28 protein-coding genes and 1 tRNA gene are annotated in these 24,345 nt (G+C 44.4%); 13 read left to right on the top strand and 16 right to left on the bottom strand.

The window, feature by feature from the left end:
• The first annotated feature begins 14 nt into the window (after nt 1-14).
• The 4 genes from aroC to NITUZ_RS00375 are packed head-to-tail and all read left to right on the top strand — an operon-like array spanning nt 15 to nt 3,740.
• Entirely contained in the window at nt 15-1,109 is a 1,095-nt protein-coding gene (gene aroC / locus NITUZ_RS00390; RefSeq protein ID WP_177309419.1) for a chorismate synthase, read from the top strand.
• 1 nt (nt 1,110) lies between these two features.
• Entirely contained in the window at nt 1,111-2,481 is a 1,371-nt protein-coding gene (locus tag NITUZ_RS00385) for an aminotransferase class I/II-fold pyridoxal phosphate-dependent enzyme (protein ID WP_177309418.1), read from the top strand.
• Entirely contained in the window at nt 2,478-3,332 is an 855-nt protein-coding gene (locus NITUZ_RS00380) for a prephenate dehydrogenase/arogenate dehydrogenase family protein (RefSeq protein ID WP_048194053.1), read from the top strand. The genes NITUZ_RS00385 and NITUZ_RS00380 overlap by 4 nt, the downstream gene beginning before the upstream one ends.
• Before the next feature lie 3 nt (nt 3,333-3,335).
• Nucleotides 3,336-3,740 carry an NUDIX domain-containing protein gene (locus NITUZ_RS00375; RefSeq protein WP_048194051.1) on the top strand — a complete coding sequence of 135 codons (405 nt, stop codon included), beginning with the start codon at nt 3,336-3,338 and terminating at the stop codon, nt 3,738-3,740.
• Here the strand turns inward: NITUZ_RS00375 and thiC are convergent.
• The gene (thiC, locus tag NITUZ_RS00370) at nt 3,711-5,051 is read right to left on the bottom strand and encodes a phosphomethylpyrimidine synthase ThiC (RefSeq protein ID WP_048194049.1); all 1,341 of its coding nucleotides are present in this window, start codon (nt 5,049-5,051) and stop codon (nt 3,711-3,713) included. The genes NITUZ_RS00375 and thiC overlap by 30 nt on opposite strands.
• A 110-nt stretch (nt 5,052-5,161) precedes the next feature.
• On the opposite strand from thiC, the gene thiD reads away from it, so the two are divergent.
• From thiD to NITUZ_RS00355, 3 genes are read left to right on the top strand one after another with little or no spacing between them, the layout of a single operon-like run.
• On the top strand, nt 5,162-6,463 hold the full coding sequence (gene thiD / locus NITUZ_RS00365) for a bifunctional hydroxymethylpyrimidine kinase/phosphomethylpyrimidine kinase (protein ID WP_048194046.1): 1,302 nt from the start codon (nt 5,162-5,164) through the stop codon (nt 6,461-6,463).
• Nucleotides 6,464-6,511: 48 nt separating this feature from the next.
• Nucleotides 6,512-7,213, top strand: coding sequence for a nucleotidyltransferase family protein (locus NITUZ_RS00360; protein WP_048194044.1), 702 nt, complete (start codon nt 6,512-6,514; stop codon nt 7,211-7,213).
• A complete protein-coding gene (locus NITUZ_RS00355) occupies nt 7,200-7,640 on the top strand; it encodes a GNAT family N-acetyltransferase (RefSeq protein ID WP_048194126.1) in 441 nt (146 codons plus the stop codon). Before NITUZ_RS00360 ends, NITUZ_RS00355 begins: the two co-directional genes overlap by 14 nt.
• On the opposite strand, the gene NITUZ_RS00350 is transcribed toward NITUZ_RS00355, so the two are convergent.
• Together NITUZ_RS00350 and NITUZ_RS00345 are read right to left on the bottom strand one after the other, a co-directional pair.
• Nucleotides 7,637-8,056 (bottom strand): hypothetical protein, encoded by a 420-nt coding sequence (locus NITUZ_RS00350; protein WP_048194042.1) that lies wholly within the window; start codon nt 8,054-8,056, stop codon nt 7,637-7,639. The two genes, NITUZ_RS00355 and NITUZ_RS00350, sit on opposite strands and share 4 nt — an antisense overlap.
• A 40-nt stretch (nt 8,057-8,096) precedes the next feature.
• Entirely contained in the window at nt 8,097-9,113 is a 1,017-nt protein-coding gene (locus NITUZ_RS00345; RefSeq protein WP_048194040.1) for a galactose-1-phosphate uridylyltransferase, read from the bottom strand.
• A 91-nt stretch (nt 9,114-9,204) separates the two neighbouring features.
• Here NITUZ_RS00345 and NITUZ_RS00340 point away from each other — a divergent pair, with 91 nt between their 5' ends.
• Nucleotides 9,205-10,509, top strand: a complete 1,305-nt coding sequence (locus NITUZ_RS00340) for a BPG-independent phosphoglycerate mutase family protein (RefSeq protein WP_244443772.1) — start codon at nt 9,205-9,207, stop codon at nt 10,507-10,509.
• On the opposite strand, the gene NITUZ_RS00335 is transcribed toward NITUZ_RS00340, so the two are convergent.
• Nucleotides 10,502-11,077: a DUF309 domain-containing protein gene (locus tag NITUZ_RS00335; RefSeq protein WP_048194038.1), complete on the bottom strand. Its 576-nt coding sequence runs from the start codon at nt 11,075-11,077 to the stop codon at nt 10,502-10,504. The genes NITUZ_RS00340 and NITUZ_RS00335 overlap by 8 nt on opposite strands.
• Nucleotides 11,078-11,147: 70 nt before the next feature.
• On the opposite strand from NITUZ_RS00335, the gene NITUZ_RS00330 reads away from it, so the two are divergent.
• Both NITUZ_RS00330 and NITUZ_RS00325 read left to right on the top strand, forming a co-directional pair.
• Nucleotides 11,148-11,480 carry an eS24 family ribosomal protein gene (locus tag NITUZ_RS00330; protein WP_048194118.1) on the top strand — a complete coding sequence of 111 codons (333 nt, stop codon included), beginning with the start codon at nt 11,148-11,150 and terminating at the stop codon, nt 11,478-11,480.
• The gene (locus NITUZ_RS00325; RefSeq protein ID WP_048194036.1) at nt 11,480-11,659 is read left to right on the top strand and encodes a 30S ribosomal protein S27ae; all 180 of its coding nucleotides are present in this window, start codon (nt 11,480-11,482) and stop codon (nt 11,657-11,659) included. Before NITUZ_RS00330 ends, NITUZ_RS00325 begins: the two co-directional genes overlap by 1 nt.
• On the opposite strand, the gene NITUZ_RS00320 is transcribed toward NITUZ_RS00325, so the two are convergent.
• The 6 genes from NITUZ_RS00320 to NITUZ_RS00295 form a co-directional block, all read right to left on the bottom strand.
• A complete protein-coding gene (locus NITUZ_RS00320) occupies nt 11,653-12,360 on the bottom strand; it encodes a hypothetical protein (protein WP_048194035.1) in 708 nt (235 codons plus the stop codon). The genes NITUZ_RS00325 and NITUZ_RS00320 overlap by 7 nt on opposite strands.
• Before the next feature lie 12 nt (nt 12,361-12,372).
• Nucleotides 12,373-13,551, bottom strand: coding sequence for a tRNA pseudouridine(54/55) synthase Pus10 (locus NITUZ_RS00315; RefSeq protein WP_081844805.1), 1,179 nt, complete (start codon nt 13,549-13,551; stop codon nt 12,373-12,375).
• A 35-nt stretch (nt 13,552-13,586) separates the two neighbouring features.
• Nucleotides 13,587-14,915 (bottom strand): signal recognition particle receptor subunit alpha, encoded by a 1,329-nt coding sequence (locus tag NITUZ_RS00310; RefSeq protein ID WP_420887303.1) that lies wholly within the window; start codon nt 14,913-14,915, stop codon nt 13,587-13,589.
• Nucleotides 14,912-15,595 carry a diphthine--ammonia ligase gene (locus NITUZ_RS00305; RefSeq protein WP_048194030.1) on the bottom strand — a complete coding sequence of 228 codons (684 nt, stop codon included), beginning with the start codon at nt 15,593-15,595 and terminating at the stop codon, nt 14,912-14,914. Before NITUZ_RS00305 ends, NITUZ_RS00310 begins: the two co-directional genes overlap by 4 nt.
• A 437-nt stretch (nt 15,596-16,032) precedes the next feature.
• Nucleotides 16,033-16,443, bottom strand: a complete 411-nt coding sequence (locus tag NITUZ_RS00300) for a translation initiation factor IF-5A (RefSeq protein WP_048194028.1) — start codon at nt 16,441-16,443, stop codon at nt 16,033-16,035.
• Between the two features lie 60 nt (nt 16,444-16,503).
• The gene (locus NITUZ_RS00295) at nt 16,504-17,115 is read right to left on the bottom strand and encodes a hypothetical protein (RefSeq protein ID WP_420887302.1); all 612 of its coding nucleotides are present in this window, start codon (nt 17,113-17,115) and stop codon (nt 16,504-16,506) included.
• Between the two features lie 92 nt (nt 17,116-17,207).
• On the opposite strand from NITUZ_RS00295, the gene NITUZ_RS09900 reads away from it, so the two are divergent.
• Nucleotides 17,208-17,327 (top strand) — tRNA-Tyr (locus NITUZ_RS09900).
• A gap of 181 nt (nt 17,328-17,508) precedes the next feature.
• On the opposite strand, the gene NITUZ_RS09595 is transcribed toward NITUZ_RS09900, so the two are convergent.
• The 3 genes from NITUZ_RS09595 to NITUZ_RS00280 form a co-directional block, all read right to left on the bottom strand.
• Nucleotides 17,509-18,417, bottom strand: a complete 909-nt coding sequence (locus NITUZ_RS09595) for a DUF642 domain-containing protein (protein ID WP_052370012.1) — start codon at nt 18,415-18,417, stop codon at nt 17,509-17,511.
• A 110-nt stretch (nt 18,418-18,527) separates the two neighbouring features.
• Nucleotides 18,528-18,716, bottom strand: coding sequence for a hypothetical protein (locus NITUZ_RS00285; RefSeq protein WP_048194026.1), 189 nt, complete (start codon nt 18,714-18,716; stop codon nt 18,528-18,530).
• A complete protein-coding gene (locus tag NITUZ_RS00280) occupies nt 18,713-19,090 on the bottom strand; it encodes a hypothetical protein (RefSeq protein ID WP_048194024.1) in 378 nt (125 codons plus the stop codon). The genes NITUZ_RS00285 and NITUZ_RS00280 overlap by 4 nt, the downstream gene beginning before the upstream one ends.
• Nucleotides 19,091-19,637: 547 nt before the next feature.
• Here NITUZ_RS00280 and NITUZ_RS00275 point away from each other — a divergent pair.
• Together NITUZ_RS00275 and NITUZ_RS00270 are read left to right on the top strand one after the other, a co-directional pair.
• Nucleotides 19,638-20,576, top strand: a complete 939-nt coding sequence (locus NITUZ_RS00275; protein WP_155991143.1) for a hypothetical protein — start codon at nt 19,638-19,640, stop codon at nt 20,574-20,576.
• Nucleotides 20,577-20,626: 50 nt separating this feature from the next.
• Entirely contained in the window at nt 20,627-21,886 is a 1,260-nt protein-coding gene (locus tag NITUZ_RS00270; RefSeq protein ID WP_048194019.1) for a hypothetical protein, read from the top strand.
• On the opposite strand, the gene NITUZ_RS00265 is transcribed toward NITUZ_RS00270, so the two are convergent.
• The 3 genes from NITUZ_RS00265 to NITUZ_RS00255 are packed head-to-tail and all read right to left on the bottom strand — an operon-like array spanning nt 21,887 to nt 24,331.
• The gene (locus tag NITUZ_RS00265) at nt 21,887-22,645 is read right to left on the bottom strand and encodes a PhnE/PtxC family ABC transporter permease (RefSeq protein WP_052370011.1); all 759 of its coding nucleotides are present in this window, start codon (nt 22,643-22,645) and stop codon (nt 21,887-21,889) included.
• The gene (locus NITUZ_RS00260; protein WP_211198866.1) at nt 22,635-23,339 is read right to left on the bottom strand and encodes a phosphonate ABC transporter ATP-binding protein; all 705 of its coding nucleotides are present in this window, start codon (nt 23,337-23,339) and stop codon (nt 22,635-22,637) included. The genes NITUZ_RS00265 and NITUZ_RS00260 overlap by 11 nt, the downstream gene beginning before the upstream one ends.
• 29 nt (nt 23,340-23,368) lie before the next feature.
• A complete protein-coding gene (locus tag NITUZ_RS00255) occupies nt 23,369-24,331 on the bottom strand; it encodes a phosphate/phosphite/phosphonate ABC transporter substrate-binding protein (RefSeq protein WP_052370009.1) in 963 nt (320 codons plus the stop codon).
• Nucleotides 24,332-24,345 lie beyond the last annotated feature (14 nt).

The following is a 24,345-nucleotide window of genomic DNA, read 5'->3' as shown; positions in this document are numbered from 1 at the left end:
GAGGTTTTATGTTGATGGCCGGCAGTTCTATTGGGCAAAGACTTGTTCTGACCAGCTTTGGGGAAAGTCATGGAAAGTGCGTCGGCGCGGTGCTCGACGGTTGCCCTGCTGGCCTTGAGCTTGACGAAAAGGACGTCCAAGTCATGCTAGATTACAGAAAGCCAGGACAATCGCTTGTATCTACGCAAAGAAAGGAAGGCGACATAGTAGAGATACTCTCCGGAGTTTTTCGTGGGTATACCACCGGCGCTCCCATTGCAATGATAATCTGGAACAAGGATCAGAATTCCAGAGATTATGAGCAGCTCCAGACCAAGATGAGACCGGGGCACTCTGACTATCCTGCTCTTGTCAAGTATAACGGATTTAACGACTACAGAGGCGGGGGTAGATTTTCAGGCAGGCTTACTGCGACCCACGTCATGGGCGGGGCGGTGGCAAGAAAGTTGCTCAGGGTGGCCCTGAATGTGGAGACCCATTCTTACACTACAAAGATAGGCAGAATTTCGATGAGAGACAAATTCGATCTCAGCATGAAGGAAAAGATTTATGCAAACGAGGTCAGATGCCCCGATCAAAATGCAGCGAAGCGAATGCGCAATGCAATACTTGATGCAAGGAAGAGTGGCGATACTCTTGGAGGCATTATCGAGTCAACCACATACAACGTGCCGGTGGGCTTGGGCGAGCCGATATTTGGATCGCTGGAATCAGATATTAGCAAGGCCATCTATTCCATTCCCTCAGTTAAAGGAGTAGAATTCGGTTCCGGTTTTGCAGGCTCGGAGCTTTTTGGATCGCAAAACAACGACCCATACGTTACAAGAGGTGGTAAAATAACCACAAAGACTAACAATGCCGGCGGCATACTTGGAGGGCTCTCAAATGGCATGCCGATAGTAATGAGAGTTGCGTTCAAGCCGGCATCATCTATTGCAAAAAGGCAGAGTACTGTTGACATTAAGACAAAAAAACCTGTCATACTGCAGGTTCAGGGAAGGCACGATCCGTGCGTTGTTCCAAGGGCACCGCCAGTTGTAGATTCACTTGTATCACTAGTTCTTGCGGACCATGCGCTCATGGGTGGATTCATCAAGCCAGTATTGTAAAATGTCAAACATAGACCAGCTACGAAACAGAATTGATGAGATAACACTGCAGATGTTGCGACTCTTCAAGGACAGGACCGATATTGCAAGACAGATAGGAGAGCTCAAAAAGAGTAGCGGACTTGGAGTAACAGACGAGGCACGGGAAGAACAGCTAAGAGTCAGGGTAACACAGATGTGCAAGGATATCGGCCTTGACGAATCTCTGGGTAAAAAATTCCTCAACTTTCTTCTAAATGAATCGGTGAAGATCCAGTCGGAGGGCAAGCAAACGCACCTTACCGTTTTTCTGAAGGCAAAAGCCCTAGAGCAGCAAGGAAGGAAGATAATACACATGGAAGTTGGCGAGCCAGACTTTATGCCGCCTGCAGCTGCAAAGACGGGATTTGATGAGGCATTTGATGGCGGAATTGTTCGATACGGCCCGGCAGCAGGCATGCCAAGGCTAAGAGCTGCGCTTGCAGAATATGCGATAAGAAACTTTGGAGCAAACGCCACTGCAGAGAACATACTAGTGTCTCCAGGAGGCAGATTTGCAGTATATCTTGCAGTCAACACCCTGCTAAACCCAGGAGATGAGATCATCATCATAGAGCCAGCATGGCCTGCATACCGAGAGTGCGCAATCAATGCTGGAATCAAAGTGCGAACAATACAGACACGACTTGAAGACAAATGGGAGCCATCAATAACGCAGATTGAGCAGGCAATTAACTCCAACACAAAGATGATCGTGATGAACTATCCTAACAATCCTACCGGAAAGATCTTGGCACCTGCAATACAAGATAGAATAGTTGAGATTGCAAGGAAAAATGATCTTTATGTGCTAAGCGATGAGATTTATTCGCTGTATGCATATAGAGACTGGAAGAGTGTTCTTGCAAACAACTATGAAAAAACCATAGTCACACAGTCATTCTCAAAATCTCACGCAATGACGGGGTTTAGAATTGGTTACACAGTAGCTGATAAGAGCATAATAGATAGGATGGTCAAGTTGCAAGCGCTATGCATTACGAATGTGGCAGAGCCAATACAATATGCTGCGCTCAAGGCGCTCAACTCAGACCTTGTACAATACAAAAAATCCATGAAGTCAAAGCTTGACACCGTCTCAGAAGAGGCAAGGAGGATAGGCTTGGAGTTTTTGGAGCCAGACGGGGCAATGTACGTGTTTGCAAGGGCTGGAGCAGGCATCTTTGATGGGCTGGACTTTACAAACAGGCTCTTGGAAAGGGGTGTTGCAGTCGCCCCAGGCGAGGGATTTGGCAACTACAGGGGTTTTATCCGCATTTCTGTAGCCCAGGACGAAAACAAACTAAAGGAAGGGATGAAGATATTAGATGAGGTTTTGAAGGGATATAGATGAAAAAAAGCATCACGATTATCGGCGCTGGCGGTAAGATGGGCCAGTGGTTTGCCAAGTATTTTGCATCAACAGGATATGACGTAATAGGGTATGACTCGGAATCGCCGATCACAGACAAGACGGTCAGAAAGGCAGATTCGCTTGTCGGGGCAGTACTAAACACTGACATAGTTTTACTATGCACACCGACAAGAAGGACGCCTGAGATAATCAGACTTATTGCAAAGGAGATGAAGCGAGGCTCCTACCTCATCGAGATATCTTCACAGAAGGCAAAGACGGCAGCCGCTCTGCTGAAGATTCCGACCAAGATAAACCCAGTGTGCATACATCCCATGTTCGGGCCTGGCGCAAAAAAGATCAAGGGACAGAACATAATATCGGTGCCGATAAAGGATGCGAAAAAAGAGCTCGCCCTTGTCAAGTCTCTCTTCGAAGGGGCAAACTTTGTCACCATAGATGCAATAGAGCACGACAAAAAAATTGCGATCATCTTGGGTCTAACGCACCTTGTCAACTTGGCACTTGCAAACATACTTGCAAAGGATGACAAGGTCAGCCTTACAGAGAGGATGTCAGGCACTACATTCAAGGTGCAAAAGATACTTTGCGAGAGCATAATGACAGAATCACCTGAGCTCATAGAGACAATAATATCAAATCCGGAGATAAGAAGGCCGGCAGAAGAATTTTGGAAGGATGTAGGAAGACTTCTAACTGATGTACAAGAGGCAAAGTCAGAGGATGTAAGTAACTACATCAAGACGGTTCAGTCAAATCTGGCAAAAAACTCCAACCTGGAAGATTCTTACAAAAAGCTTAACACCATGATCAATGCTATTGAAAAATAGCGAATGCGTTCTACAAGAATAGTAACATCTTTTGTCACAAGTAACGAAAAGTTTTTGCTTCTTAGGAGAAGTGAGAAAGTAAAGAGCATGAAAGGGCTGTGGGGAGGAGTGAGCGGTATAATAGAGGGGAATGAGGATCCGCTTTCTCGTGCAAAGATAGAGATTTACGAGGAAATCGGCATAGACAGCCAATCAATCAGGCTGTTAAAGGCAGGAAAGGAGATGGCAGTCTCATCGCCGCAGTATCCGGACCACCAATGGGTGATCTTTCCGTTTCTCTTTGAGATAGAGAATCCTAGGATCTCGCTGAACTGGGAGAACAGTTCATACGTGTGGATAGAGCCAAAAGAGATTTACAGATATCAGACTGTGCCCAGCCTAGCTGACGTCCTGTTCAACTTGTTGTAGGTTTTGTTCGTCCTTTGTGTATTTTCGCTGCTGGGGCAGCATTATGTACACACATGCACCGCCGCACATCGTACATGGAACGTTGTTGCCGGTGTGTTGGCCCGTCCTATTGTGGATACGCGCTGCTTCCTCCGGATCTATTGAAAGTGATATCTGTCTTTCCCAGTCAAGTGTGCGTCTTGCCTCAGTCATCTTGGCATCCCAAATTATGGCCTTTTCGCGAAGCTTGACAAGATCTCCCGCATGTGCAGCAATCCTGTAGGCGATCAAGCCGGCGCGTACCTCCTCCGTATTTGGAAGCGCCAGGTGTTCAGCAGGTGTAAGATAGCACAATAGGTCTACCCCCTCACTTGCAGCAATAGCTGCACCTATCGCACTTGATATATGATCATATCCTGATGCTATGTCGGTGACCAGCGGGCCCAAGACATAATATGGCACGTCCCCGATAAGCGATTTTGCGAGACGGACGTTTGCTGCCACCTCGTTTAGCGGCACGTGTCCTGGTCCTTCTACCATAACCTGTATGTCATGTTCGTGTGCACGCTTGACGAGCCGCGAGATGTTTATCATCTCCTGTACCTGGAGCTCATCGTGCGAGTCAAGTATTGAGCCGGGCCTTAGTGCATCACCGAGGCTGAACGTAACGTCATATTTTTTTGCAATCTCCATAAGATAATCATAATGAGTAATGTACGGGTTTTCCTTGTCGTATTTTAGCATCCACGCTGCAGTGATGGTACCGCCCTTGCTTACTACGCCACCGTACCTTTGCACCTTCAATATCCTCTTGGCAATCTCTTTGGATATCCCAGAGTGTATTGTGGTATAGTCCACGCCGTCTTTGGCGTTGTTCTCAAAGGCGTTAAGAAAGTCATCCTCGGTCAGCTCCATGGGGTTCTTGTGCTTTTCGATAGCGTTGTTGTATGCTTCGTAGATCGGAACGGTTCCGAACGTGATCGGCGCTGCCTCAAGAAGTGCCTGTCTTATTTTTCGCACATCGCCGCCATCTGAGAGGTCCATTATTGTATCAGAGTGGTGCTTTACTGCGACTTTGGCTTTTTGTATCTCCTCATCAAGATCAACTTTGAGAGTGGATGTGCCTATGTTGACGTTGACTTTGGTCTTGAGTCCCTTGCCTATCCCCACCCGGTGGACTTTTTGTTTTCGTGTATTGTTTGCCGGGATTATAATTGAGCCTGTCGCAATGCGCGAGCGGAGCCATTCTGTGGTGACATCCTCATCGCGTGCCACCTGCTTCATCTCATCTGTGATCACTCCCCGTCTTGCGGCGGCAAGCTGTGTTCCCATGGTATCAGTATGGGATTACCAGATTTAAACAATAGTGAACGGGTAGATGTTAAATAGCATTGTCCTTGCAGTGATAAAAAACTATACATGACGGCTGCCAAGGGTGTATTGTGAATGTTTTAGCTATAGGCGGCTCGGATCCGTCATCGGGGGCAGGAATACAATCGGATATCAGGGCGGCAGCCGCTCTTGGTGCCTATTGCTTTGGTGTTGTCACGGCGGTAACTTCGCAAAACTCTGCAAAATTTTTTGATGTCCAGCCCGTGTCGGCAAGGACGCTACGAATGCAAATTGATTCTATTATCTCTGATTTTGCAGTTGATGCAGTAAGCATAGGCATGGTGTATGATTCAGGAGCAATACGTCAGATCCGCTCAGCACTGACTGGTATGACATCTCCAATAGTAATAGATCCTGTGATCAGGTCAACTACTGGAGGTGTACTTCTTAAAAAATCCGCCCTAGCTGCCTACAGAAAATATCTTGTTCCGCTTGCGACCGCGATTACGCCAAACGTGGCGGAGGCCGAGGTGCTAGCAGGCACAAGAATAACAGATCTGAAGAGCGCAAAAGACACAGCAAAAAAGATCACGGAAATGGGAGCCAAAAGTGTGATAATAACAGGATGCGAGTTTGAGAAAAACAAGATAATTGATTACGTATACCAAGATGGGATGGAGGCCATAGTTACGGGCCGCAAGATAGACTGGCAGACCCATGGAAGCGGATGCAATTTTTCGTTTGCGCTTGCGTATTGGCTTGGAAACAAGAAGGATCTTTTTACTGCGGCAAGACAAGCCAAGTCATTTACCATTGGGGCAATCCGCTCAGCCAAGGCCATCGGCAGAGGCGTCAGGATAGCTCTGCCAGATGATGTTATGATGCACAGGCTTGCCGGCGCGATAAGGAGATTCCAGAGTATCCCTGACGCGTGGCGACTCATACCAGAAGTTCAGACAAATTTTGTTTATGCAAAGATAGGCGCGTCTTCAGTTGACGACATCATAGGAGTTGCAGGCAGGATAGTGAGGACAGGATATAGTGTAACACTGGCAGGCAGGTTAGAATATGGTGGCTCAAGGCATGTTGCGTCCGCCGTGATGGCAATGCAAGAAAAATTCCCGCATGTAAGGGCGGCTCTCAATATAAAATATGATGCAAAGACGGTGGATAGATTTGTTGGTGCAGGATACAAGGTTGCAAGATATGATAGGAAAAAAGAGCCGGCAAGAACAAAGAAAGCTGAGAACCACACCATACTGTGGGGGATTAAAAACGCAATCAGGAATCTTGATACTGCCCCTGATGCCGTGTATCATACAGGCGATGTGGGAAAGGAGCCCATGATCATAGTGTTTGGAACCAGTCCTAGTAATGTGCTTGCCAAGCTCAAAGTTCTAGATTCCAAGTGAGCATAATTTTGTAATTTAACATAAATACCCAGCAGCATCATAAGTGCTGTGAAGGCAGTAATTTTAGCAGGAGGCCTTGGCACTAGGCTGCAGCCGTACACTACGTTCCTTCCAAAGCCCATGCTGCCACTTGGAGAAAAGCCGCTCCTTGAGCACCTGATTTCCTGGATAAGGCGTAACAAGATAACAGACATGGTGCTTTGCGTGAGCTACCTAAGAAAGACCATCGAGGACTATTTTGAGGACGGTGGGAGGTTTGGAGTCAAGATAGAATATGCCGTCGCAGACAGGCCTCTTGCTACAGCAGGCCAGCTAAAGACGGCTGAACCGTTTATCAACGACACTTTTGTTTGCGTGTACGGTGATTCCATTTTCAACTTTAACCTAAGGCAGATGATAAATCAGCATAAATCGAAAAATGCATTCATAACGATGAGTCTCCACAAATACAAAACCAACATAAAGTATGGAGTCATAGAGACTGCAAAGAACGGCAGAGTCACTGCATGGAACGAAAAACCAGAGATAACTGCCAACATAAACATAGGATGCTATGTTATGGAACCCGGCGTATTCTCACTCATACCGCAGAGCAGGCCGTTTGGCATGGATGATGTAATAAAGAAGGCACTTGCAAGAAAGAAAATTGTAGGCAGTTTTATTGCAAAGAATGGGTTTATCGACATAGGAGACAAGGCATCGTACAAGAAGGCATACGAGCAGTTCCGTGAAAAACTTGGCAAGATCTAAATTAGTTATACGAAAAATAAGACGCTCTGACCTGCAGAAGGGGTTCCTAGAGTCACTTGACAGCCTTCGTACTGCAAGCAATATTAGCAGGGGGCGTGCGGATGCGATTTTAAAAAAGATAGCATCAAACCCAGATCATGTGATTTTCGTTGCCGAAAAGGACGGCATGATTGTCGGCTCGACCACGCTGATAATAGAGCAAAAGTTCATTCATAATGGTGGCAAGGTAGGGCATATTGAGGATGTCGTGGTGGCAAAGCAGATGCAGGGCCTTGGAATAGGCGAGAAGATTATCAGATCAGCCCTCATGTACGCAAAGTCCAAGGGATGCTACAAGACCATTCTTGATTGCGACAGGAAGGTAAAACCGTTTTACGAGAAGATTGGTTTTAAGGCCCATTCGTATGGAATGCGCTTTGATCACTAGAAATATTCTTTGACAGGCCGAGGTCTTGTCTTCAGTAGCCAAGCGCCAACTCCCATCACGGCAAACGAAACTGCCATGAACAGTGGTGGAATTATCTCCACTGCAAACACAACATAGTTTTTGTCTATTTGAGGCACAAGCGTATTAGCATGATACATGCCTGCAAATAGTGCTACGCCTCCAGCTATTATCAGCGAGCCAACAGGTCTGGAGCCATACCTCTTTGAGAGAAAGAATGCAGTGCCAGCAACGCTCATTGCAGGTGCGGCCCCAATTGAGATGTACATTAGTATTTGCGGTTCAGGCTCTACCTCGTATTTTGGATTGATGAGATAATTGTAAAGTGTGTTAATTTCTCCACCGAACATTATGAATAATCCAAGGCTTGCCACTGCAAGGTATTTTTCTACTGCCATGTATCATGGAGTGATTTGTAGATAAATAAACGGTGTGCGGCTAGACTATGCCGACAAGTCCTGCAAGCTCTTTTCTGCATGCGGCTCCGAGCTGCTCTGCTGCCTTTTCGGGTGCAATGGAATTGAGGAATACACCATATCCTCTCTCAAGTCCGGACCAGGCGGAGGTCAGTGGATACACCTCTATGTGCCAGTGAATCTGCCGTGAGTTTTTCTTTTCAGGTGAGAGATGGAATACAAGATTGTATGAAACGTTCTTGAGCGACGTTGTCAGGCCTCCAAGCGTTGCGCGCAGTATGAGTGAGAGATCGTTTATTTCCTTCTGAGTGATCTTTGAGAAGCTTGTTGTGTGTTTTTTTGGGCATATCCAGAACTCGTAGGGGTGCGACGGCGCCCATGGGCAGAACGCCAAGAACCCTTCTGTCTGCAGTATCTGTCTTGGACCTCCAGTCTCGGCATTGACAGTTTGGCATAGAGGGCATGTACCCTTTTCGTTGAGAATTCTGTGCGATGATTCTGCCTCAGCCTCAATGAGAGGCGGAATAGTGGAAAATGTCACCATGTTGATGTGCGGATGCGACGTGGTGCTGCCAGCCTCCTTGCCGTGGTTCACATAAATTGATACATAAGTTACGCCGCGCTGCGTGTAGAGCCATCTGAGCCTGTCCTGTATTACTACCAGGATGTTGGACCACTGCTCCACAGGTATTGTGGAAAGCGACTCTTTGTGCTTTTCTGATGCTACTACTACATAATGGTATCCGTATGCCGGCTCAGAGTACAGCGGCCTCTCAGAATACGAGTTTTCCGCCGAAGTTGATACTGCGGGGAACTTTGATTCAAAGACTCGTACCGTCCAATCCTCGACATAGTTGTCCTCGCTGTCCTGTAGTCTTTGCAGCATGCCGTCCTTTGCGACAAGTGATAAAAGTGAGGGATTTGTCATCGATTCGTTTCCAGGACAAAATGAGCATTTTTTTGTCTCTTCAGAGGGCGCCTCGTTCGGGGACACTATCACAAACCTTTCAGAGATGTAGTCTTTTCTCATGCTCCCCATACTCGTTACTATGATTACGTGCATGATAAAACCTTTTTTGAATGATCGCATGTATTGTGAATTTTCTGGAAAGTTTAAAGTGATCTTGCATATGCAAAAATCAAGTGAGTTTATGATGGATGCAAATTCTAGTGTAAAGATGGTTTATGTTTTGCTTGATGGTGTCGGGGATCTTCCGCATCCAGATCTGAAGGGCACAACACCACTAGATCATGCAAGTACACCAAATCTTGACAGACTTGCAAGAAATGGTGCCATGGGCGAGGTAATCTCCGTAGGAAAGGGTATTGCTCCGGAATCAGATATTGCAGTCTTTAACATGTTAGGTTACAAGTTTCAGCATTCCGAGTATGCTGGAAGGGGAGTAATTGAAGCCGTTGGCACGGGCATAGATTTTAGAGATGGGGACTTGGCGCTTAGAGGAAACTTTGCCACGCTCGATGATGATGGAATCATAATAGATAGAAGGGCGGGCAGAAAGATAGAGAGAGAGGACGCTGTAGCAGTTTCAAATGAGATTGAGGAAAAGATCAAATTCTCAGTTCCAGGCGCTTCAGTGGTCGTTGCGCCCACAATAGGCCATAGAGTAGTAGTGAGAATACGGTGTGATGGAAAGCAACTTTCTGCAGAAATTACAAACACTGATCCGGCATATTCCAGGGTGGACGGAATGGGAATTGCAAAGGCAGTAGGGGATTATTTGAAGATTGAGAGATGCCTGCCGCTCAAAGACATACCTAATGCGTCGTTGACAGCTAAACTGGTTAACGAGTTCACCGAGCAATCGCTCAGAATACTATGTGATAGTCCCACAAACAAGAAACGAAGGGAGCAGGGCAAAAAGCTTCTCAACAGCATTCTTTTGCGTGACGCCGGAAACCATTACCCAAAGACAGTTCCCATAAACGAGCTGTACTCGCTTAGATTTTCATGTATTGTAGACATGCCAGTAGAGATAGGAATCGCAGAGATTCTCAAGATGAAGACGTTCAATGCTGGTGGACTGACTGACTATGAAGAAAAAGCGCGTGTTGCCGCAAAGGCCATGGAGACAGAGAATGCCATATATGTACACCTGAAAGGACCGGATGAATTCGGGCACGACGGGGATGCACTAGGTAAGATGAAAAACATTGAAGAAATAGACAGGAGATTTTTTGGCACATTGCTTGAGAATATAGATACTGGCAAGGTTGCAGTGGTCATATCTGCGGATCACTCAACACCGTGTATAAACAAAGGACACAGTGATGATCCTGTTCCGGTTTTGGTATCAGGTGACATGGTCAAAAAAGACAATAGTATGAGGTTTACGGAAAAAAATGCAAAAATAGGAAGTATTGGACTTTTGGAAGGGGCCCAAGTGCTCAAGACGGCGCTACAGATGATCAAATAGAGAAAAGCGAGATATTCCCAGAACTAATAATTGATTTGATGTTGTTCCGCAACAGATCTATATTGATATTATGATAGGTTCCTGTCGCGTTTGCGAGTTTATCAAGTGCTCTACCAAGCACAGAGAGGCATATTGATGTCTCATCTTTTTGATAATGTACAAAGGCTGCTGCAACAAGTATGATTCCCTGCACCAGATCCCTTTCGCCTTCAAAGCATTTTTTCCAGACTCCTTCAAGTACTTCGTGTGCCTCCCAGAATCTCTCCTCGTTAAAGTAAAAGACCCCGAGCTTGACTGCCTCGTTCTTTTCAAGGTGCTCTTCTATCACCTGCCTTGCATGATCAATATCTGCAATGGGTTTTAGCTTCTCGACAAGGCTGTTCATATGCGATTTGTCTATTGATACGTCAAATTCGACGTATTTTGTTGCGACACGGCAATCACGTATTGTGGCATCAAATCCTGCAGCAAGACTTCTTGCATCGGCGAGGAGTTTGGTTGTATCAGAAGGCGCAAATCCGGTGTTCTTCAGGTGTAGCATGAACCTGTCCATTATCTCCAATGACATGGTTTTTCTTAAATTCCTTCTTGCGGTCAGATTGAAGATTTATATGAAATGGTTAATCGAGGTGGAATACATGTCAATAATAGAGACCGTAAGCGATGTCAACAATACGTTTCTTGCAAGACGTGAGCTTGTTTGCACCTTCAAGGGACTTGGCGGTAAGCTCAAAAAACTGGAAGCTGCCGATATGATCGCAAAACAGTTCAAGCTTGACGGCAAGGTGATCATTCCAATTAATATGAAAACTCATAGTGGTACGCAAGAAGTTACAGGAACATTCTATGTATACGATGATGAAGGACTTGCAAAAAAACAGGTAAACCCCGTGATCTTTGCAAGGCTGGAAAAGGCAAAGGCAAAAGCAACACCACCAGCTGAGGAAAAGAAAGAAGAGGTAGCAGCGTAATGGCAGGAAAGAAAGAAGCTAAAAAGGTGGCCGGCATTGCAGCTTACTATAAAGTAGACGGAAGCAAGGTGACGCGACTGCATAAGGTCTGCTCACGTTGTGGTAAAGGGGTCTTTATGTCAGAGCACAAGAACAGGCGCACTTGCGGCAAGTGTGGACTTACAGAGTTTAATCAGTAGATTTTTTTCTTCCTAAGTTTTGATTCGCGTGTTTCGTATTCTTTTATTTTTTCGAGCAATTGCGGATCCCATGATATTTTTGCCAGCGATTCTGCCGACAGCTTTACTGTGTTGGCGTCAAGTGCAACGTTAATCACTGGAAGCTGTTTTGATATCCATAGTTTTTCTGTCTTGTCTTCAAGCTTATAGTCTTTAAAGCCGGTAGGAAATTTTTTTGTAATGTGTGTGAGCAGCGTTTTGTCGTCGAACACTGCACGTGCTTCAAACAGTCTTGTGCTGTCTGCATAGACGTTCTCGAATAGACTGGCAGATATCTCGTCTGAGAGCATCTCCATTCTTGATGCCTTTCTTACAAGTTCAAGATAGTGTAAAAATTCATGAGCAAGAATAGCATGAATTGTGCCCTTGAGTCCAAAGGCCACAAGTGGTGCGGATATCTGGATCATTACTTGAAACTTTTCCTCAAAGAATACAGGTAGTGTTCTTGCATAGAGTATTCCGTAGCCAAATGTGACATCAGGTGAGCTTGTCAGGATTGCCGAAGGCTCTACATAGTATATTGGAAATTTTGTTCCAGATGCTCTCTCTATTCTTTCAATTCCAGTTGTGACAAGAGAAAGTCTTTCTTTGATTGTCTCATAGACGGTCTGCGGTATGAGTCCTTTTTCAAAGGACTCTCTGACCTTTACTAGATGATCCAATAAAAAATCTGCTCAGACATGGTGTAAAAAGTGTTGGTTTGTTATCGAGATTTCTTCAAAATCGAATGTTTCACACCGGCATTTTGTACCTAACAGATCAGAGATGTTTGGAAATACATTCTCTCCGCTTACAAAATGCTTCATGGGCAAACCTCCCTCTGCAGTCATTGAAAGAGTAAGCAAGTTATCAGATTCGGCGCGGTATCGTACGTTGCGCACAGATTTTTCAGATCTTTTTCCGGAATCCTCGTATACTGTTATCTTTGATTTCTGCAGTTCGTCAAGTTTAGAGAGGGTTTGGTCAGATAGTGGCTGTTCGGATGAGATCAAAAGCGTCACATCAGAGATAAAGGATACCGGTCCTGCCGGCAGTCTTGGTATTTTTTTCAGATTTAGGACAGTGATTTTGTCAGTTGTGATTTTTTTCTCCATTCGAATATTGCGCTTTTTTGGGTTGATAAGCTTGACAAAGAACGGCCTTCCAGAACCCAACACCTTGCTTGTGGCATCCTCTCCCCCAACCCAAGTAATTTTTGTCTGAACTGCCCCGAATCTCTCAAATAGCATTTTTGAAATCATTCCTTCTACACTGTCAAATTCCGTCATACCGTGTTGTTTGCATGTGACGCATCCCTTTCCAAGGCAATTCTCGCACGGCTTTTGTTTTTGTGGTACGCCCCGCACGCTTTTGGTGTACCTACCAAAAAGAAACAATGGTTTTGACTGGATAGTGCAAGAGTCGGCCTTGAAATCAACCGTGAACACTACGTCTGGTTCCGCAGGATTTGCTGTTGCCCCAGTTTTTTTTGAGAATTGGCGTGCAAGATGGCGTGTTATCGCAGTCTTGATCGAATCGATTCCCCTTAGCTGGAACTGGGATCTTATTTGGTCATCACGGTCTAGAATGGAAGGCTTTATCTTGGCGCCCACAAGGAACGTCTCAAATTCGTATTCCTTTGAAATATGATCTAGTTTTTCCACGTAATGTTCTAATGAATCAAAGAGGTTTTTGCAGACATAACATTTGATTGTTTTTTTTCTGAGCAGCGCGTGTAGTTTTTTTCCAAGGCGGGAGTTTGATTGCAGATGCAGTTTTTTTACAAACAGTCTGCCAAGACAGTCATCGCATAGATCATATTCGCCAAGTATTTTCCTTGATATATGAAGAACGTCAGATGGATTACCGCTCACACTATCGATTTGAGATACTTGGTATTCTTTCTTTGCTAGCCAAGCCCCATCTTGCGCATAAAGCCTTGCATCTGCCTTCCCTTGGCTGCCTTCATCATGCCCTTGGAGTTCTTATAATTTTTGAGAAGCTCTTTTACTTCGTGTTCAGGCCAGCCAGATCCTCTTGCGATTCTTTTGATCCTTGAGGCGTTAAGCAGATCAGGATCTGCTTTTTCCTGTTTTGTCATTGACTGGATGATAAAACGCCATTTTTGTATTCGGCCTTCCATCTGGTCTAGCTGATCCTCCTTTACCATTCCTGAAAGTCCAGGCATGCTATCAAGGAAGCCGCGTAGTGAGCCGACCTTTGTTACTTCTTCTAGTTGATAGTAAAAATCATCCATATTCATTTTGCCAGACGAGATTCTCTTCATGCGCACATCATCTGCCTCTGATTCTAGTCGTTTTGCAAGATCAAGAAGTGCCTGGATGTCACCCATGCCAAGAAGCCTGCCAACAAACCTTGTTGGCGAGAAAAGCTCAAGGTCGTCTATTCGTTCGCCGGTTCCAACATACATTATCTTAGCGCCAGTAGCAGCAGATGCCGCCAGTGCTCCTCCACCTTTTGCTGAGCTGTCAAGCTTTGTTATCACTATTCCCCCGACAGGCACTGTCTTGTGGAATGATTCTGCTTGGCTGTAGCACTGCTGGCCAATCGTACCATCTATTACAAGCAGTGCGAGATCAGGCTCTGCGATCTTGCTTATCTCCTTCATTTCATCGAGGAGATCTTTTTCCTCCTTGTGTCTGCCTGCAGTATCTATTAGTATGATATCAAGCCCCGAGTCGGCAAAGTGTTTGAGCCCGTTTTTCACTATTGCCGGAGAATCTTTGTTTCCCTCCTCTCCATACACGTCCACGTTTGCTTTCTCACAGTTTGTTTTCAGCTGTACCAAAGCGCCAGGTCGGTACGTGTCAGCCCCGATTACCCCTACTTTATATCCCTGTTTTGTTAGGAATTTTGCAAGCTTGCCTGTCAAGGTGGTCTTGCCGCTTCCTTGGATGCCCAGCATCAGTACTTTGTTGAGCTTGCCAGGCTTGAATGAGAACTCGTTTTCCTTGCCAAGAAGATTTGCAAGCTCGTCGTATAGTATTTTCACAATGTGGTCTTTTCGTGAAAGTCCGGGTGGAGGATTTTCATTCAGTGAGCGATATTCCAAGTTTTTTGTAATCTCTAGTACTAGTTTGACGTTAACGTCAGCCTGTAACAGTGCGCGCTGCACGTCCTTGGCCAGTTCCTTGATTAGTGCCTCATCTACCCCAGAAGAGTTTACTATTTTCTTTATTGCCGCCCTGAGGCTTGTCTTGAGATTATCTAGCATTATTTTTCTAATTTTGCTTGGAGTATTTCAATGGTTCCACGGTATCCGTCCCAGCTTGACCGTGTCTTTTCCAATGCAATTGGCCAGTGAAATAAAGGACAGTTGAGTACGAATGTTTCGGCTTCTCCTCCCTCAAAGCTTAGATTAAAGTGGTATTTTTCCGAAAGATATGCTAATTCTGCAATATTGGTTTTTGTTATTTTTTTGCCTAGCCATGAGCTGTCAAGGCCATCACATGAAACAGATGTTATTATGAATTCAAATCCAAGGTCCACCAGCTGGTGCATATACTGTTTTTGATCAGATCTCCATATTGGCGCAATCACTTCAAGTTCGAGTTCCTTTGCCACACTTTCAAACTTGGAGCGTTGAAATTCGCTCAGTATCCCGCCGTGAACTATTCCTTTGATAGAGTATTTTGTTTTTGCTTCAATTAATGCCGACTTTATCAGCTCAGTCTCTTTTTGTGTTTCCTCAGTATTTGATGCGATGATTAGCTGCGGAATATTCATAGACTCAGCCTGAAGTGCCGTGGTTCCAATATTTGGATGATGTAAAAGATGACTTTCAGCTGACTGAGGCATTATTGTTATCAGACAGACTACCTGATGACCTAGTTGCTGTGCTTTGTATATTGAAAATGTGCTGTCTTTTCCTCCAGAAAAGAGCGCTGCAAGATTCATCTGATTTTCATGTTGCGAGCCTAATAACTAAACATATGGATTGGCGGATGCCTCATCACTCATAATCGTCATCAACGCTCAGATGGCTTTTCCAACTCATCATCAGCATCCAAGGTGGGCAGGCATTACGCGTTATTTATTCAGATAGAGTTACAAGAGATTAAAAGTGTGGTTTTTATCTCATTGCATGCCTGAAGAAATTCTCTTTTTTTACAAGTTTCCGAGCATTTTTGCCAAATGAGAACTTGCCGTTCACGAGTATCTTGCATTCCAAGGTATGGTAATGCCTTTAGGCTATCATACGGTATGTAAATCGGCTTGCCTGAGCCTTGCTTTAGCCATCAAGAAATCGTGCCATAATGAGTCCGTTGCTCACATCTATGTTTGGAGTTTTGCGTTATGTATTGTCAAGCAGAATATCAGATATGAGAGTGAATCTAGCTTTTGATTCGCATTATCTTGGTTCGGTCCATGACCTTCCAGTATTCGACCATCTGACCCTGTTCAAGCTTGCCTTTAACCTCGTCATCTATCATCTGCACGTCGACTGTTTCAAACGTCTCATTGTCCATCACTTGGACCTGTTCGCCTGTAATTGAGATTATCTGGCCGGTTCTCTTGTCAATCAGTGGCACATGGACTTGCTGGCTCACAGGACTGACGTGCGGACGCTTTTGATTGTCAAATATACCAACACCTACGATCCTTGCCTTTGCTGCTCCGTGTTTTCCAGGTTTGCTTGTATCATATTCTATTATTCTGCACGGCTCTCCAGTTGGCTGATCCGCCACTGGTAAAAGTATGTAAGAGCCTATCTTTAGTGAACCAAGTTCTGCAGGCTTGCTCATATCAAGACAGATTTTTGATCAATATTTAACATTTTTGAACGAGTTGTGATCTGATAGATCCTACTTTAGCTTTTCAAGAATTGATAGTCCAACCATGTTGGTCATTGTTATTCCCTTTCTGCATACGTTACGGCGTGTCATCTCGCAGTATTTGTTAACACTCTGATGGCTTTTCTGGCTGGACACCTCAAGCACCACCATATTGTTACTATACGGGAATGTGAATTTGGACGGTTCCGAGGAAAATGTGAGCATGTTTCCAGTAGAAGCCTTGCTAACACGATCGTTTTTTGATACTACCATTGCTAAATCGGACAGATCTTCGTCCGATTTTGAATATTCTAGATAATACACTGAAACAAAGTTCATTGTGCCTTCCACGTCACGCTCAAAAAGCTCGCTGCTTATGTTAAAGACAAATGCTGTTTTTTCCTGTGGATGCATTGCCATATCTTTTGTAATTTTTGCATTATCTGAAAATTTGGCCAGCAGGTAGTGGTTAGCATGGGACGGAAAATACGGTTTGCTATCGCTGGAAAAGGTGGCGGTCACAAAAAACATGTTTTCCACGTTGTTTGATGCATACCACGCATCCTTGATTTCAATCGATCTATGATCATGCATGTATGGGACGCATGCATATCCATCAAGCATTGTCTGCGACAACGAGATTTTCCGTCCTTTTTGCTATTTAATATTTTTTAGATCGACAATACGATGCTTTCGATAGTTATTTAATGGCAGTGTGTGCCGACAATTTTTGTCCCAAGCTAGCTCAGCCTGGTAGAGCTTCCGGCTGTAGTGGTCGGCCATTGGCTAACCGAAATCAGCCTACTAGGCACACAGAAACCGGAGTGTCGAAGGTTCAATTCCTTCGCTTGGGACTACAACTTTTATTGTTGAATAGAATATGGTAGTATCACTTCATAGCTAGCTTTGGATCCAGATCGTCGTATGATCTTCGTTGCATAATAATCAACACTTAATGAATGCCCGATCATCCATTAAAAGTGTGTATTTACGTCATCATTACATCGATTAGAAAATAGAAAAAAGAAGAAAAGGTTATCTTTTCACAATTCTAACGCTGTCTGTTCCTTCAAACAGTCCGTTAGCATTAGAGCCTGCCACTGTAACTGGTTCTGTCCCACTAACCACGGTTGTTGCAGCACAAACATCAAATGTATTTACATGGATTACAACATCGTCAATAGAATCTTCATTCAAATCTTCAATGTGTAAAATTCCATGCGCCTCTGTTACCGGTTTGCCGTTTATGGTGATGTTTGATAAATCAATTGTTGTCGCATCAAATGAACCGTCAGAGTATATTCCAATTGGTACGACGCCTTTTGATTTACAATTTACGCTGTTTGGATCACTTCCTGGTTTGATGTCTATGTCAGCTTCAAAGGTTGCTACAACGACACTTACGTCGTCAATAAAGCCTCCCAGCGTTTCAGGTGTTCCAGCCGCCCTAAATTCAAGTACAGTAGAACCGCTTGATGAGACAAGTGTGTATGTTTTGACACTCCAATCTGTGCTAGTAAGACCTATGCCATCCTCTGAAAGCGTATCTACTAAGGAGCCGTCCCAATAGACTTCAATTGTATTTGATTCTGCTGAAACCCCCGGTCTTGGAGTATACGCAAAGCTGAGTTCATAAAATGTCCCTGGTGCGGTAGATAATGTCTGTGCCATTCCACTGTTTCCAGGATTTGGATGACTGTCTAGCTCCACATATTGATCGCCATCAAATGCAAGTGTTGGGTTGTCTTGGATTTCAATTCCAGGTCCAAACGATGTTATCCATCCCGGGATGCTGCCGAACACAGCAAACGAGATTGATGGAATGTTTGGCTCTTCAAAGCTTCCATTGACAACAAGATTTGTATTTGCATTTGCAGTGGGTGATATTACAGTACCGAAAAGTATGGCAGAAACGAACGCAGTAAACAGTATCGTTTTTGTCATTAGCGCATATCATACTTTAAGCAAATATTAAATTTACTCGTATTAATGAGACATATTTTTTGCATGATTATAATGAGATTAATGCATATTCGTTGAATAGAACCTCAAGATCATGCAGGGATTGTATCAGATGATTTGCCATATTTAGTAACAATATAGCTTATTTTATCATCGTTTTCAGGCATCGGGTTGGAACACTTGCCGCATAATGGCATTGTGATTTCAGCGTCGAACTCTATTTCTCCGATAAACTTGCCGCACCGATAACAGTGTATCTGCTTCATATCATAAATGTTCATGTGTTTACACCCGAATATGCCTGATCATAGATTTTTTTCAAGTTTTCCACATATTGTATGACTGCGATATCATCCGAAAGGTTTGTAGCAATTGCAACCACTATTCTGTCCTTGCTTATCTGCTTGCATACAAATTTTGACTTGTCACGCTTTGTCAGCAGGAATTGCATTTTTCCAAAGTCGTCGTCTTGCTCATCTTGCATGGAGCACTGGAGAGCAGTCTGTATGAAAAGCATCTCTTTTTTCTCCTTTGAGATGCTCATTTTGCCTTCGCCAAAAGAATCGATAACCCTCCCCCTTTTGTTTATTATTGTAAGCGTCATGATGCCGATTTGTGCCATCTGACTTTCCACTTCTGACGACGTAATGCTCATAGAAGTCATGCGTTTAGATTCTCATGCTGATTAATAACCACGATCCGTGCAGCTGCTAAAACATGTTTGGTTTTTTTAAAAAAATTTCACAAAACGAATTTCATCTTTTTAGTATACGCAGTATCCTAGTCAGATGGCCATCCAACTACGGTTGACAATAAGATTGCCATGCACTCAGTCAAATATGCAGGCAACCGCTACCAAATTTTGGTGTCAGCACAAGATCGACGTTGCATTTGATTCAAGTAGATCCCTGCGTTTAATTGCCTGAATTGTGAGTGATGATTATCTTTTCCTCTTCAACTAGCATTACTCGTTGTCGTAGTTGTTAGGCCAGACATTTCTGTTACTGTCAGTGTATGTACTGCGATCGCAAAAAACACAACAAAAAAACAAGATATGTCCGAGATCGTATAACGTACATCTCTAACGAATAGGAACTATTTGGATCACATAGCATACCACAAATCATGAATAATGCTTAAGTATGTAATTTCAACGAACACCCACATAGGACTAGAAGATAATGAAATATTTGTTGTTGATAATGGTTCTTGGACTAGTCTCATTTGTAAATGCTTTTGCAGAGCCGCTCATCATGCTTGACAAGCAATCATATATCGAAGGAGATACTATCAGAATCTCCGGCAAAGTTCAGTACGAGCAAGGCATGTTTGTGTTAATACAGCTCAGGAGCCAGACAGACATTGTTGGCATAAACCAGATATTCCCAAGTCAGTCAGGCTCATTCTCATCTACCTTCGAGGCAGAAGGCCCAAAGTGGCAGCAATCTGGCACATACACGGTTATGGTATCATACCAAGGACAGACTGCAGAAAAATCATTCCAATACACAAAACCTGTACGTCAAGAGTCAGTTGAAGAAAATAAGCAAGTGCAGCCCATGCAGCCTGTAAAACCGAAAATAACCATAAAGGGATTCCCAGACATTACGCAGCCGCCACAGCACTATTATGACAGATATGACAATGAGCCGGAATTCAAGGCATGGTTTGACTCCATATTTGCTGGTCATACCATATATGAGATAGTAGGCTACAGACATACACATGTTGCAGGATTTCCTGACCCTCAGTACTCTCCACAATATTATATCGAGCGATACACACACGAAGCTGCATTTCAGGAATGGTTTGACTTGCAGTTCCCAGAAAAGACCATACATGATGTGGTAGGAGTCCCAGAAGAGGTAAAGGTGCTGGTCCCAAGCTGGGTAAAACAGTATGCAAGATGGTGGGCGACAGGTGCTATTGATGATGCGCAGTTTGCTTCGAGGATATCTGAGCTCATAAAACAGGGAATAATCACAATCGATGGCCACATTCCAGTAGCAGGCGGCGCGGATAACACAATTCCCAACTGGTTCAAAAACAACGCAAGATGGTACTCTGACGGACACATAACAGAGGAGGACTTTTTGCGTGGAATAGAATACCTTGTGGAAAATCACATAATAATAATTTAGGAAAATCCGTGCTGCATAACATTTTTTAGCGATGGTATCGTGCATTTTCCATGAAAGCAGTTTTTTTCCTCCCGGTGTTCTTGATTGCAAGTATTTTTCTAGTGAATAGCGCGTACGGGGATGCAATATCTCCGATACGCCAGTTAAATGCAGGAATAATTCCCTCAGAGGTTGTATGCAATGACGGACTTGTCAGGATAGTAGACCATGCAAAGAACAAGTCCGCTTGCGTGAAGAGCTCGTCAGTTGAGACGCTTGTCAAAAGAGGTTGGCAGGAAGCCCCTGGCAGGCAGGTACAGACAACAGAGATTAACGATACGATAAAGCCGATCTCAACTACCAAAGTAGAAGGTGTCGGCGTTAAAAAGAGCACCACCGCGGTATATGACCACATATTTGAGATCTGCGCAGGCTCAATTGACCTTGTGGCGCCAGAGGTAATCATAAAATCAGACATAGAGACAAAGACTGTGATAATATCTGCCGACGTTACGGCAAACTCTTGTATCATATCTGCAGCAACCATAATAGCAATAGACGACGAATCCATTCAATCGGAGCTAAGAAATCAGGACAGTATTATTGCAAAGATAGCCTCTGTAAGATCAGACATTGAGAGATCAATATTACAGCTCGAAGAGGAGCGAATGAAATTTGCCACGATCCTAGCAGAGCAGGACGGAGAGATAAAAAAGCAGAGAATGGATGAGAGCATAGCGAAAATTAGTCAGCTGAGACAGTCAATTAGCGACCTCAAGGATGACCTGAACCGATATTATTTTGTGTTGTATGATGTGCCAAAATCAAAGACCGTACAGCAGTCTAAAGTCTCATTCACTGGCTCTGATATAACAGAGCGTTCCGTGAAGATAATTTCTCTGACTCCTGCAAGAACGGAGGGCGTCTTTGATGTGGCACTTGAAGTGTGCGCTGGAAATAACCCGATTTCAGATCCGATGATAAGCCTCTCATCGGATAGAAAGCAGAGTACGCTTAAGCTCAACAAGGTAATTGCCAACACGTGCTACAAAACTGGTGCCAAGATAGATGCCACCTTGCAAGAAAGCATAACTGCCAGCTTTGTCGACTCTGTCTCCGACACAATCGCACTTGAGAGCACGATAAGGGAGCTAGAGTCAAAGATTAGTCAGGCAAGGGCCGAGCTTACCAACCTGACCCAGAACACGATAAACCCAGACCCAAAAAGAATCCACCAGTTAACAGAAGAGATAACAGCTCTCAGAGCAGACATTGTGGCAACAAAGGCAATGTACTATCAGAGCCTGTACAAGGCATACAAGGCAGAATAGTTAGTTGTGCACCAGTTTCTTTCTGAGTTTGGTGCTAAGATAATCCATTCCAAGCGTTACTGCCAGTATTGCAAGTATGAATGGCGCTGCCTTACCATAGTTGAGACTCTCAAGATGATGTATTATGTAAAATCCTATTCCGCCTGCACCTACAAGGCCCAGTATTGAGGATTCCCTTACGCTGTATGCAAGAAGGAAGAGATATTGGTTGCTCATGTGTGGCAGCGCCTCCGGGATTGTTACAAACTTGGCAATCTGCATCCTAGTTGCTCCAAGGACATGCATTGTATCGTATGCCGCTGCATTCTGTGATTCATAAATCTCATACAGGTATTTGCCACTCAGTCCCATTATGTATAACGTTATTGCGAAGATTCCCGCAGTCGGCCCAAGTCCAACTATCACCACGAGTAAGATTGCCCACAATAATGGAGGCATGGACCAGAGAATCCCAAGCAGTCCCCTGAATATGGCACTCATAAAGGAGGGTGAGATGTTCCTTGCGGCAAGCAGCGCTGCAGGTATCGACAATGCAAATCCAAGACTTGAGCCAATTAACGCCATCTCAAGAGTCTCAATTAGCGAGAAGAACACCTTGTCGCCTACGCTAAAGTCAAACTGGAGCAATTCGCCAATTATTGTTGCAGAGTTGTTGGCATCTTGCAATATCGAGAGAGGATTAAATCCCATATGTACTGAGCTCCCGACTATTACCAGTACCAGTACTATCCACGCATACTGGAATCGGCTAGGTCTCATACAGGTCTTCCACCGCTTCTTTTGTAAGATCCTTTGATTGGATATTTTTCTCTATCCTGCCGTTCATCATGATAAGTACATTATCGCTGTACATCCGCGCAATCTCAGGGTTGTGGTGCGTCATCAGTAGTGTGATTCCCATTTTTTCTTTAATCTCTGCAAAAATATCCATTACTGCCACTGCTGCCTTAAAGTCAAGACTGGCTGTCATCTCATCTGCAAGTATAATCGATGGTTTTTGTATCAGAGTTCGTGCTATTGCTACTCTTTGTTTTTCACCACCGCTTAATTTTTTCACTTTGGTGTTCATCAGGTGGGAGACCTTCAAGTCATACATTAACGAGTATGCTTCAGTGACAAGATCTTTTGTATACACACCTGCAATGGAGCGCCATCTTGGCATTCTCTTTATGGCGCCGATCATGACATTTGAGAAAACGCTTAGCTCGCCTACAAGCCCCAGATTTTGTGGAATGTATCCAAGAAGTTTGCGATTTTCCTTGTCAAAACCCCTATTCCCAAAAATATGCAAGTCTCCTGCGGTGGGTTTTACAAGCCCTAGTGCTACACGAAGCAATGTGGTCTTTCCAGCCCCATTGGGCCCCATTATCGTAACTGCGCTGCCATGCGGAACTGACATTGAGAGGTTGTTGAGTATCTTTCTGTTGTTAATGACCAGCTGAACTGAGTTCATGCTGAGCGCATCAGACATATGGTTCCTGACTATACTCTCTCTGTATATTTCAAACCGGTCAGATTGAGCGCATCCTGGAGGTTTCCAAGGTGTTGGTCTGCAGTCGTCTCGCGGAAGCCCACAAATATGGCAGATATGAGCTTTCTCATGATTTGTTTTGAGCTTTCATCTTTGCCAAGCTCTAGTAGTGCTGCTTTTACCTTGCTTTTTGCAGTTGCATCCATGTCCTTGCTAAACACCACACCGTGCGATGGAATCGGACCTTGCTCATGAATCACTTTGGTGCCATCTCTTACTTCTCTGTACAATTTCTCGCTTACATCGCCTGCGATTATGCTAACATCAACTCGTTTGTTCTTTAGTGCTTCCCAAGCTTGTCCGTAACCGCCTGCAAAGACGACATCTGAAAAGTATGTTTTCGGATCAATCTCTTTTCCAGGTTCCACCGTTACAAGTCCAGTCTCCACCAAAGTCTTCATCGGAGTCACGTATCCTGATGTTGACAGTGGGCTTGGAAATGCCGCGCTCTTGCCACGCAAATCTTCAAGTGTGTTATACGGGGAATCCTTTGGAACCACCCAATAAGAGTAATAGTATGTTTCTGCAGTCAGTGTGTCACCTATGACGACCTCGCGTACTTCTGCAAGCTCTAGTGTAGCTCCGGCCTTTTGCACTGCAAGGTATGATGGCCATGCGCTCATAAACGCCATGTCTGCTTTTCCAAATCGCAGTGCCTCCACTACACCTGCGTACGAAGTTGGTACGTAGATTTGTATGTCATAACCAGTTTTTTGTTCCAGAAACTGTTCAAGCTCTTTTGCTTGTGATTCAATATCACTTGCCTGAGCTGTTGGCTGGATTGCAAGAGTTACGATTTGTTTGGTAGGAGTCTGCACTGTGCTAACACCACTGTCTGCTGCTACGAATATTCCATATCCTATACCGATTCCAGCGGCCAAAATTATTGGAATTATTGCGTAGAGTTTGTTCATGCCATGCGTGAATT

It is taken from the genome of Candidatus Nitrosotenuis uzonensis (assembly GCF_000723185.1).
Taxonomy (GTDB): domain Archaea; phylum Thermoproteota; class Nitrososphaeria; order Nitrososphaerales; family Nitrosopumilaceae; genus Nitrosotenuis; species Nitrosotenuis uzonensis.
Note: the sequence above shows the minus strand (reverse complement) of the source record. Positions and strands in the feature narration are given on the sequence as shown.

Bases quoted from the DNA above. Each gene is read 5' to 3' on its own strand.
- NITUZ_RS00260 (WP_211198866.1), bottom strand. From the start codon at position 23,339: ATGAACTCAGTTCAGCTGGTCATTAACAACAGAAAGATACTCAACAAC.
- NITUZ_RS00325 (WP_048194036.1), top strand. From the start codon at position 11,480: ATGGCAGGAAAGAAAGAAGCTAAAAAGGTGGCCGGCATTGCAGCTTAC.
- NITUZ_RS09595 (WP_052370012.1), bottom strand. From the start codon at position 18,417: ATGACAAAAACGATACTGTTTACTGCGTTCGTTTCTGCCATACTTTTC.
- NITUZ_RS00255 (WP_052370009.1), bottom strand. From the start codon at position 24,331: ATGAACAAACTCTACGCAATAATTCCAATAATTTTGGCCGCTGGAATC.
- NITUZ_RS00280 (WP_048194024.1), bottom strand. From the start codon at position 19,090: ATGAGCATTACGTCGTCAGAAGTGGAAAGTCAGATGGCACAAATCGGC.
- NITUZ_RS00350 (WP_048194042.1), bottom strand. From the start codon at position 8,056: ATGGCAGTAGAAAAATACCTTGCAGTGGCAAGCCTTGGATTATTCATA.
- NITUZ_RS00305 (WP_048194030.1), bottom strand. From the start codon at position 15,595: ATGAATCTTGCAGCGCTCTTTTCTGGAGGAAAAGACAGCACATTTTCA.
- NITUZ_RS00335 (WP_048194038.1), bottom strand. From the start codon at position 11,077: ATGTCATTGGAGATAATGGACAGGTTCATGCTACACCTGAAGAACACC.
- NITUZ_RS00265 (WP_052370011.1), bottom strand. From the start codon at position 22,645: ATGAGACCTAGCCGATTCCAGTATGCGTGGATAGTACTGGTACTGGTA.
- NITUZ_RS00385 (WP_177309418.1), top strand. From the start codon at position 1,111: ATGTCAAACATAGACCAGCTACGAAACAGAATTGATGAGATAACACTG.
- NITUZ_RS00375 (WP_048194051.1), top strand. From the start codon at position 3,336: ATGCGTTCTACAAGAATAGTAACATCTTTTGTCACAAGTAACGAAAAG.
- NITUZ_RS00330 (WP_048194118.1), top strand. From the start codon at position 11,148: ATGTCAATAATAGAGACCGTAAGCGATGTCAACAATACGTTTCTTGCA.
- NITUZ_RS00300 (WP_048194028.1), bottom strand. From the start codon at position 16,443: ATGAGCAAGCCTGCAGAACTTGGTTCACTAAAGATAGGCTCTTACATA.
- NITUZ_RS00285 (WP_048194026.1), bottom strand. From the start codon at position 18,716: ATGAACATTTATGATATGAAGCAGATACACTGTTATCGGTGCGGCAAG.
- aroC (WP_177309419.1), top strand. From the start codon at position 15: ATGGCCGGCAGTTCTATTGGGCAAAGACTTGTTCTGACCAGCTTTGGG.
- NITUZ_RS00345 (WP_048194040.1), bottom strand. From the start codon at position 9,113: ATGGGGAGCATGAGAAAAGACTACATCTCTGAAAGGTTTGTGATAGTG.
- NITUZ_RS00275 (WP_155991143.1), top strand. From the start codon at position 19,638: ATGGTTCTTGGACTAGTCTCATTTGTAAATGCTTTTGCAGAGCCGCTC.
- NITUZ_RS00340 (WP_244443772.1), top strand. From the start codon at position 9,205: ATGCAAAAATCAAGTGAGTTTATGATGGATGCAAATTCTAGTGTAAAG.
- thiC (WP_048194049.1), bottom strand. From the start codon at position 5,051: ATGGGAACACAGCTTGCCGCCGCAAGACGGGGAGTGATCACAGATGAG.
- NITUZ_RS00380 (WP_048194053.1), top strand. From the start codon at position 2,478: ATGAAAAAAAGCATCACGATTATCGGCGCTGGCGGTAAGATGGGCCAG.
- NITUZ_RS00270 (WP_048194019.1), top strand. From the start codon at position 20,627: ATGAAAGCAGTTTTTTTCCTCCCGGTGTTCTTGATTGCAAGTATTTTT.